The organism is Frankia sp. CcWB3 (assembly GCF_977927595.1).
The window spans coordinates 6,802-15,036 of sequence record NZ_CDWRCK010000092.1; the positions used below are offsets into that span (position 1 = coordinate 6,802).

Consider the following 8,235-nt stretch of genomic DNA (forward strand, 5'->3'; position numbering starts at 1 on the left):
ACAAGGTCCAGCGCACTCCGGCCCTCATAGGCGACCTCAAGGCCCTGCTCGGCGCCTCCGCCGTGGCCTGAGCGGCGCGGGACGGACCGGAGTATCCCTGTTACCGGGGATCCCCGGTAACAGGGATACGGACATGCAACACCCGACACCGTTGCGGCAGCGGGTTTCCGGGGGACGATGAGCCCAGGTAACAACCGGAGGATGCACCGTGACGATCAGTCGAGAGCCGGCGGAGCACGACCCTGCCGAAGCAACCATTCCGCACCGGGAGCCGCGGTGGTCACCGAACGTGGCGCGGGCGACGCGCATCCTGCTCGAGAGCCTGATCGGGGACGACCCGCCGGTACGGATCACGCTGTGGGACGGCTCGGTGCTGGGACCAGACACCACCACCCGGATCCTGGTCCGCTCGCCGGAGGCCCTGCGCCGCGTCCTGTTCCGCCCGGGTGAGCTGGGCTTCGCGCGGGCCTTCGTCGCCGGGGAGATCGACGTCGAGGGGGACGTCTTCGCCGCCCTCGCGGTGCGCCGGGGCATCGCCGGGGCCGGCTCGCGGCTGACCGGCGCAACCGCCCGCGCCGCCGCGACCCTGCTGCGCGAACTCGGCCCGCGCCCGCCGGCCCCGCCGCCCGAGGAGAGCCGGCTGCGCGGCCGGCAGCACACCCGGGACCGGGACGCGGCGGCGATATCCCACCACTACGACGTGTCCAATGCGTTCTACCGCCTCGTCCTCGGCCCGACGATGACCTATTCCTGCGGGGTGTGGGAATCGGCGCAGGTCGGCCTGGACGCCGCCCAGAACGCCAAGCACGAGCTGGTCTGCCGCAAGCTGGGCCTGCGTCCCGGCGAGCGGCTACTGGACATCGGCTGCGGCTGGGGCAGCATGCTGATCCACGCCGCCCGCCATCACGGGGTCCGCGGCGTGGGGGTAACCATCTCGGTGGAACAGGCCGCGCAGGCCCGCCGCCTCGTCGCCGAGGCGGGCCTCGCCGACGTCATCGAGATCCGCCTGCAGGACTACCGGGAAATCCCGGACGGCCCCTTCGACGCGATCAGTTCCATCGGCATGGTGGAGCACGTCGGCCGGGCGATGCTCCCGACCTACTTCGACCAGCTGTACCGGCTGCTGCGCCCGGGGGGGCGCCTGCTCAACCACGGCATCTCGTTCCCCGGCGACCCCGCGGGGGCCCGCCGGGCCCGGCCCGGCCTCGGCCCGGTCCCGTTGCCGAGGGGACGCGACTTCCTCCATCGCTATGTCTTCCCGGATGGGGAACTACACGAGATCGGGGTCATGGTCTCCCTGATGCAGGCGGCCGGCTTCGAGGCGCGCCACGTCGAGTCCCTGCGCGAGCACTACGCGCTGACCCTGCGGGCCTGGGTACGCCTGCTGGAGAAGAACTGGCCGGCCGCGGTCGGCATGGTCGGGGCGGGTCGGGCCCGCGTCTGGCGGCTCTATATGGCCGGATCGGCGCTGAGCTTCGAGAGCGGGCGGACCCAGATCCACCAGACCCTCGCGGTCCGGCCGGACGCCGGCGCCGCCGGCATGCCCCTGCGGCCCCGCTTCGAGTCGCCCGCGACAGCACCGACGCCCACGACAGCACCGACAGCACCGACGCCCACGACGGCACTGAGCCAGCCGACAGCACTGAGCCAGCCGACGGCCGGCTGACCCAGCTAGGCCCCGGGAACGACGCCTACGACCCGGGAGCGGCGGAGTCCGCCACCGTGCGGTCGGACCCTTCGGTGCCGATGCTCTCGGCCCGCTCGGCGACCGCGTTCCCGGCCGTCGACGACCCAGCTGTTGACGACCCAGGCGTTGACGACCCAGGCGTCGACGGCGCACCGTCCCGGCGCAGCACCATCACGACGGCGACGGCCGTGGCCGCCATGACCGCCATAGCAATCATGGCGGTCACCGACATCGCGTCGACGTAGCATTCCTGTGCGACCCGCAGCAACATGTCGCCGAGGCCACCGGGGTGGAGGCCGCCGGGAAGCCGGTGGGCGACCTCCACCGCACCGCCGAGGGTCTCCCGCGCCGCGTCGACCGCGATCGTGGGCAGGCCGGACGGTGCCCGCGTCGGCACCTCGTTCCGGTAGACGGCGGTGGCGATGCTGCCGAGAACGGCGACCCCGAGCGCGCCCCCGAACTCGATGGCCGACTCGGACAGGGCGGAGGCCGAACCCGCCCGTTCGGGTGGGGCGTTGCCGAGCACGACGTCGGTGCAGATCGTGAGGACGACACCGACCCCGCTGATTAGCACGGCATAGGCGCCGAGCAGCACCGGCAGACCCCCGGAGACGCCGAGCCGACTGGCGATGCCGAATCCCAGCGCGGTGACGACCAGCCCCACGCCGAGCGCACCGCCCAGCCGCAGTAGCCGCAGCAGCCGAGGTGCAGCCAGCACAGAAATAATCATCGCGGTCGCCGGCAGCATCGTCCACAGCCCGGCGACCAGCGGGGTCAGGCCCGCCACGAGCTGCAGGTACTGAGTGGCGAAGAAGCTGAACCCGACGAGGGCGAACAGAGCGAGGGCGTTGACGGCCAACGCCGTGCGCACGGCGCGGGACGCGAACAGCCGCGGGTCGATCAGCGGTTGGTCGACCCGGCGCTGCCGGGCCACGAGGAGGCCACCCAGGACCACACCGACGACGAAGACGGTCATCGGAACGGCGGTCCAGCCGTGTTCGGCGATGCGCTTCATGCCGTAGACCGCGCTGAGGACGGCGGCGAGGGAGAGCCCGGCGCTGGTCAGGTCGAAGCGGCCGGGACGCGGATCCCGGAACTCGGGCAGGAACGCGAGACCCAGCACCAGCAGCAGGAGCATCACCGGCACATTGATCAGGAAGACGGCGCCCCACCAGAAGTGCTCCAGCATGAATCCGCCGAGCAGCGGTCCCAGCGCAACACCGCCGGAGAAGCTCGCCGTCCAGATGGCGACGGCGACGCGCCGCTGGTCCGGGTCGACGAACAGGACCCGGATGAGCCCGAGAGTCGACGGCATCAGGGTGGCACCGGCGGCGCCCATCGCCGCCCGGGCGAGGATCAGCATGACCGGGCCGGTGGCGTAGGCGGCGAGTACCGACGCGGTTCCGAACACGGCCGCGCCGTAGAGCAGGAGCCGGCGACGCCCGATCCGGTCGCCGACCGTCCCCATCGTGATCAACAGGCCGGCAAGCACGAAGGAGTAGATGTCGACGATCCAGAGCAGTTGGGCGCTGCTCGGGGCGAGGTGTGCGGTGATGAACGGCAGGGCGAAGTACAGCACGGTCACGTCGATCGACAGCAGCAGGCAGGGCAGAGCGAGCACGGCGAGACCGGCCCATTCCCGGCGGCCGGCCCGTCGTGTGCCGGGGGTCGGCCGCATCCCGGGCATCAGTTGCGTCACCAGGTCTGGCATGCGCCGACTATGGCGCGGACCGGCGCCGGGCGCCGGGGCCCAGTCCTGGATGCGGCGAGATGCGGCAGCACACTGGGGCGGCGGAACCTCCGGACGCCCCGATCCGCCGTGACCGGCCGCGTTGTCCCGCGTCGTCGAGAAAAACGCCATCGGGTCCGTGAGGCGAGGCGACATGGCAGCACGGCGACATGGCACCCGTCTCAGCCGGAACTCACGGGTCCGACAGGCGGAAGGATAGGTCGGCCGGGGGCACGGCCGTGTCGAGCTGGGCCTTCTGCAACCTGCCGGAGTAGTCCCAGTTCATCGACTGCCATCGGGTGACCTGGTCGAGGACCCAGCGACCGGACTGGCGGCTTCCGTTGCCGGACCGCCCGTTGCCGCCGAAGGGCAGGTGGGCCTCCGCGCCCGACGTCGAGGAGTTGATACTGACCATCCCGGCCCGCACCCCACGCCGGAACCGGAACGCGCTCGCCGCATCGCCGGTGTAGATCGACGACGACAGCCCGTAGCCGGGCAGGTTCGCCAGGTCGATGGCCTCGTCGAGGCTGCGGTAGGTGGTAACGCCGATGATCGGGCCGAACGTCTCCTCGCGGAACACCTCGTCGTCCGGGCGCACGCCGTCGAGCACCACCGGGTGGTAGTACAACCCGGAGTCGGGATCGCCGACGAAGCCGCGGCGCGGTCCGCCCGGCCACCTTCCCGGCACCGCCGGCCCCGCCTGCGCCAACGAGCCGGCCGACGTCCCGAAACCGGCCGACGTGATCCGTCCCACCGCGGTGGACCCGAAGATCCGGTGATGGTCCCGGATCAGGTCGAGATGGTCGGCGAACCCGGCCGCGAACCTGGCGTCGAGCAGCGGCCCGTACAGCACGTCCCGGGTCGGGTCGCCGACGACCGCCGCGGACACGGCGGCGTCGAGCCGACGCACGAACTCGGCGTGCACCGACTCGTGCACGATCGCCGTGCCCAGCGAGGTGCACCGCTGCCCGGCGGTGCCGAACCCGGCGAACACCGCCGCTTCGACGGCGGCATCCAGGTCGGCGTCGGGCGCGACGACCATCGGGTTCTTCCCGCCGAGCTCCAGGCACGGCGACTGCAGGTACCGGCCGCACAGGGCGCCGATAAACCGGCCGACCTCGGTGGATCCGGTGAAACCGACCTTGTCGACGACGCCGGCCGCCAGCGCCCGCTCCAGCCCGAGCGACGTCGCCGCGCCGTCGGCGGGCACGAGGTTCACCGCGCCGGCGGGAACCCCGGCGGCGGCCATCAGCTCGACCAGGGCCTGCGCGCAGGCCTCCGCGTACTCGGCCGGCTTCCAGACCACGGTGTCGCCGGCGAGCAGGGCCGGCACGATGTACCAGGACGGCACCGCCACCGGGAAGTTCCCCGCGGTGATCACCATCATCACCCCGACCGGCTCCCGGAAGGTGAACAGCTGCTTGTCCGGCATCTCGGAGGGAACGGTCTCGCCGTAAAGCCGGCGTCCCTCGCCGCGGAAGAACTCGCAGGTGTCGATGATCTCCTGGACCTCGCCGCGAGCCTCGGCCGCCGGTTTGCCGATCTCCCGGGTGACGAGCCGGGCGAGCGCGGCGGCGTTGTCCGCGACGAGCCGGCCGAGATTGCCGATCACGCTTCCCCGGACCGGGGCCGGCACGTCTGCCCAGGTGCGCTGGGCGTCACGGGCCGCCACCGCGGCGGCGAGGATCGTCTCCGGGCCGGCCAGCTCGACCTCGGCGACCACGTCGTCGAGCCGGGCCGGGTTGGTCGAGGGCACCGTCCGGACCGGGGTGAGCTCCGCTTCGGCCGCGCCGGGCGGCGCGCACCCGTCCTGCGGACGTCCGGCCTGCGGGCGTCCGGCAATAAGCGCACCAACCCGCCGTGGCCGTACCAGCGTCATGACGATCCCCCATCCGGTCCGCCGGGTCCATCCGGCCTATCTAATCCGCCCGGCCCATCCAATCCACCCGGCAGCCCGTCGAGGACCCGGCCGAGGGCCGCGATCCCGGCGGCGAGCTGCTCCGCGCTCACCGTCAGCGCCGGTCGGAACCGGATGGCCCGTTTCCCGGCGGGCAGCGCGAGGACTCCCTCGCGCACCCGCAGCCGCCGCAGCACCTCGTCCCGGACGGCGCTGCCCGGCAGGTCCACCGCGCAGAGCAGACCGCGCCCACGGGGATTGCACAGCAGCCGGGGGTGGCGGGCCGCGAGCTCCGTCAGCCCGGCGAGCATGCCCACGCCGAGCTCGCCGGCCCGGGCCATGAGCCCCCGCGCCTCGATGATCTCCAGGATGCGGGTGGCGCGGACCATGTCCACCAGGCCACCACCCCAGGTGGAGTTGATCCGCCCGGGCACGCGGAAGACGTTGTCGGCGACCTCGTCGACCCGTCGACCCGCCGGCCGGCCATCGCCCCGCCGAGCTGGACCTTCTTGCCGAACGCGACGACGTCCGGGCGCAGGCCGAGCTGCTGGTAGGCCCATGCCGAGCCGATGGCGCCGACACCGGTCTGCACCTCGTCGAGCACGAACAGCGCGTCGTGGCGCCGGCAGAGCTCGGCCATCGCGGCCAAGAACTCGGCCCGCAGGTGGTTGTCCCCGCCCTCGCTCTGGATCGGTTCGGCCAGGAAGCAGGCGATGTCGTGGGGATGGGCGGCGAAGGCGGCCTCGGCCTGGCCGAGCGCGACACGTTCCGCGGCGATCACCGCGTCGAGTGCCGGCCCCACGCAGGGAAACACCATCGCCGGGCAGTCAATGCGCGGCCAGTCGAAGACGGGGAAACGCTCGGTCTTGACCGGATCGGTGTTCGTGACCGAGAGGGTGTAGCCGCTGCGTCCGTGGAAGGCGTTCCGCAGGTGCAGAACCCGACGGCCGAGCGCCGCGGGACGGCCGTGTGCCGCGTTGTGCCGGCTCTTCCAGTCGAAGGCGCACTTGAGCGCGTTCTCCACCGCCAGGGCCCCGCCCTCGACGAAGAACAGATGCGGCAACTGCGGATCGCCGAGGACTCGGGCGAAGGTCCGCACGAACTCGGCGTAAGCGACGGTGGCGACGTCCGGATTCGCCGGCTTGTTGACCGCCACCCGACCCAGCCGAGCGACGAAGCCCGCGTCGTCGACGAGGTCCGACGGGTTGATCCCGAGCGGCGCAGACGCGAAGAAGCTGTAGAGGTCGAGGTAGCGCCGCCCATCACGGGCGTCGACAAGCACGCTGCCACGGCTCATCGCCAGGTCGCAGACGAGGTCGAAGCCGTCGACGAGGACGTGGCGACCGAGCGTGCTCAGCACTGCGTCCGCCGGCAACCCCTCCGCCGGCCGGGCACCCGCCGGCCGGGCACCGGACGCAGACACCTGGGCCGGCTGCAGGGGCTGGGCCGGCTGCAAGGGGACGACCATCCCGCTCTCCTCCCCCCGGACCACTTCCATCCGGATCCCGTCGCCACCCCACGAGCCGTCTCGGCGACGTCGACCTTCTTACGAAGATATCTCTGCAAGATTACGCTACAACCTCTAATTCTTTCGTTCTATGCCGAGCATGGGCCAAATCTTCTCGCGAAGGCCGTCAGGGCGTAACGGCGGCGCGTCGACCACACCGCACACATCAGGGGGACGTAATGAAGTAACAAATACGTGATCGAGAGCATCATCGCAGGTCACAGGCCCGTGGAGGGTTCGAAACGCGCAAGTTATTTCATTTCGATTCCCAGGTGGCGGATCCTTGACACAAAGCGAAGACGACGCCGTCAGATAAGTGCAGGGGACCGCACGGGAAACAATCGGCGCATCTCCACCCCGCACCGTCGCGAGGTGCGCCGGAACCGCCGGGCCACCCCGACACCCGACGACGGAGAGAAGGCAAGCGGCGTGCTGACGCCCCTGACCACGGACGACCCCCGGCGCATCGGCCCTTACCGGCTGGCGAACCGCATCGGCGCGGGTGGGATGGGCGTCGTTTACCTCGGTTTCGACACCGACGGCAAGCCGGCGGCCGTGAAGGTGCCGTCGGCCGGACTCGCCGACGATCCCGAGTTCCGGTCCCGTTTCCGGCACGAGGTCGACGCGGCCCGCCGAGTCAGGGGCAGCGCCGTCGCCGCCGTGCTCGACGCCGACCTGACCGGGCAACGGCCGTGGATGGCCACGGAGTACGTCGAGGGCAGGAACCTGGCGGACGCGGTCGCCACCCGCGGCCGGCTCGACGATCGACTGGTCCAGGGACTCGCCGTCGGCCTGGCCGACGCCCTGGTCGCGATCCACGCCGCCGGAGTGGTGCACCGCGACCTCAAACCGGCGAACATCCTGCTCACCTGGGACGACCCGAAGGTCATCGACTTCGGCATCGCCCGCGCCGGGGACAACACGAGCCACACCCGGACGGGAATGCTGATCGGCACCCTGGTCTGGATGGCGCCCGAGCAGCTGCGCGGCGAGCGGGCCGGGCCCGCGGCCGACATCTTCGCCTGGGGGCCTGCGTCACCTTCGCCGCAGCCGGCCGGCCCCCCTTCCGGGGCGAACGGGCGGAGGCGATCGGCATGCAGATCCTCACCGCGGAGCCCAACCTCGACGGGCTGCCCACGTCCCTGGCCGGCGTCGTGCGGGCGGCTCTGGACAAGGAGCCGGCGCGCCGCCCCGCAGCCGCCGAGCTGCTCGCCCGACTGGTCGGCCACGACGTCCCCTCCCCCACCGAATCAGACCGGGCCAGCGAGACGGCGCTGGCCCGCTGGTGGTCGTTGCCGCCGACCCCGCCGGACGGCGAGGGTCCCCACAGGGGGTACCGCAATGGGGGGTACCGCGGCGCCGGCTACGGTCCCGATCCCGCCCACCACCGCGCGCCCGCCCCGCCGACCGTGAGC

At 72.0% G+C, this 8,235-nt stretch carries 4 protein-coding genes and 2 pseudogenes; 2 read left to right on the forward strand and 4 right to left on the reverse strand.

The features are described from left to right. Positions 1-208 precede the first annotated feature (208 nt). Complete coding sequence (locus tag ACY5KJ_RS09415; RefSeq protein ID WP_462187932.1) at positions 209-1,666, forward strand: class I SAM-dependent methyltransferase; 1,458 nt, start codon at positions 209-211, stop codon at positions 1,664-1,666. A gap of 25 nt (positions 1,667-1,691) precedes the next feature. Here ACY5KJ_RS09415 and ACY5KJ_RS09420 read toward each other — a convergent pair whose 3' ends face one another. From ACY5KJ_RS09420 to ACY5KJ_RS09435, 4 genes and pseudogenes are all read right to left on the reverse strand, one after another. Continuing rightward, positions 1,692-3,374 carry an MFS transporter gene (locus ACY5KJ_RS09420; RefSeq protein WP_462187937.1) on the reverse strand — a complete coding sequence of 561 codons (1,683 nt, stop codon included), beginning with the start codon at positions 3,372-3,374 and terminating at the stop codon, positions 1,692-1,694. A gap of 235 nt (positions 3,375-3,609) precedes the next feature. Continuing rightward, entirely contained in the window at positions 3,610-5,295 is a 1,686-nt protein-coding gene (locus ACY5KJ_RS09425) for an aldehyde dehydrogenase family protein (protein ID WP_462203197.1), read from the reverse strand. After that, positions 5,292-6,781, reverse strand: a pseudogene (gene lat, locus ACY5KJ_RS09430) (L-lysine 6-transaminase). Before lat ends, ACY5KJ_RS09425 begins: the two are co-directional and overlap by 4 nt. A 128-nt stretch (positions 6,782-6,909) precedes the next feature. Beyond that, entirely contained in the window at positions 6,910-7,032 is a 123-nt protein-coding gene (locus ACY5KJ_RS09435) for a hypothetical protein (protein WP_462203198.1), read from the reverse strand. Between the two features lie 217 nt (positions 7,033-7,249). Between ACY5KJ_RS09435 and ACY5KJ_RS09440 the strand changes: the two are divergent. Further along, positions 7,250-8,235, forward strand: a pseudogene (locus tag ACY5KJ_RS09440) (serine/threonine-protein kinase); the annotation flags it as partial.

Bases quoted from the DNA above. Each gene is read 5' to 3' on its own strand.
- ACY5KJ_RS09420 (WP_462187937.1), bottom strand. From the start codon at position 3,374: ATGCCCGGGATGCGGCCGACCCCCGGCACACGACGGGCCGGCCGCCGG.
- ACY5KJ_RS09425 (WP_462203197.1), bottom strand. From the start codon at position 5,295: ATGACGCTGGTACGGCCACGGCGGGTTGGTGCGCTTATTGCCGGACGC.
- ACY5KJ_RS09435 (WP_462203198.1), bottom strand. From the start codon at position 7,032: ATGATGCTCTCGATCACGTATTTGTTACTTCATTACGTCCCCCTGATG.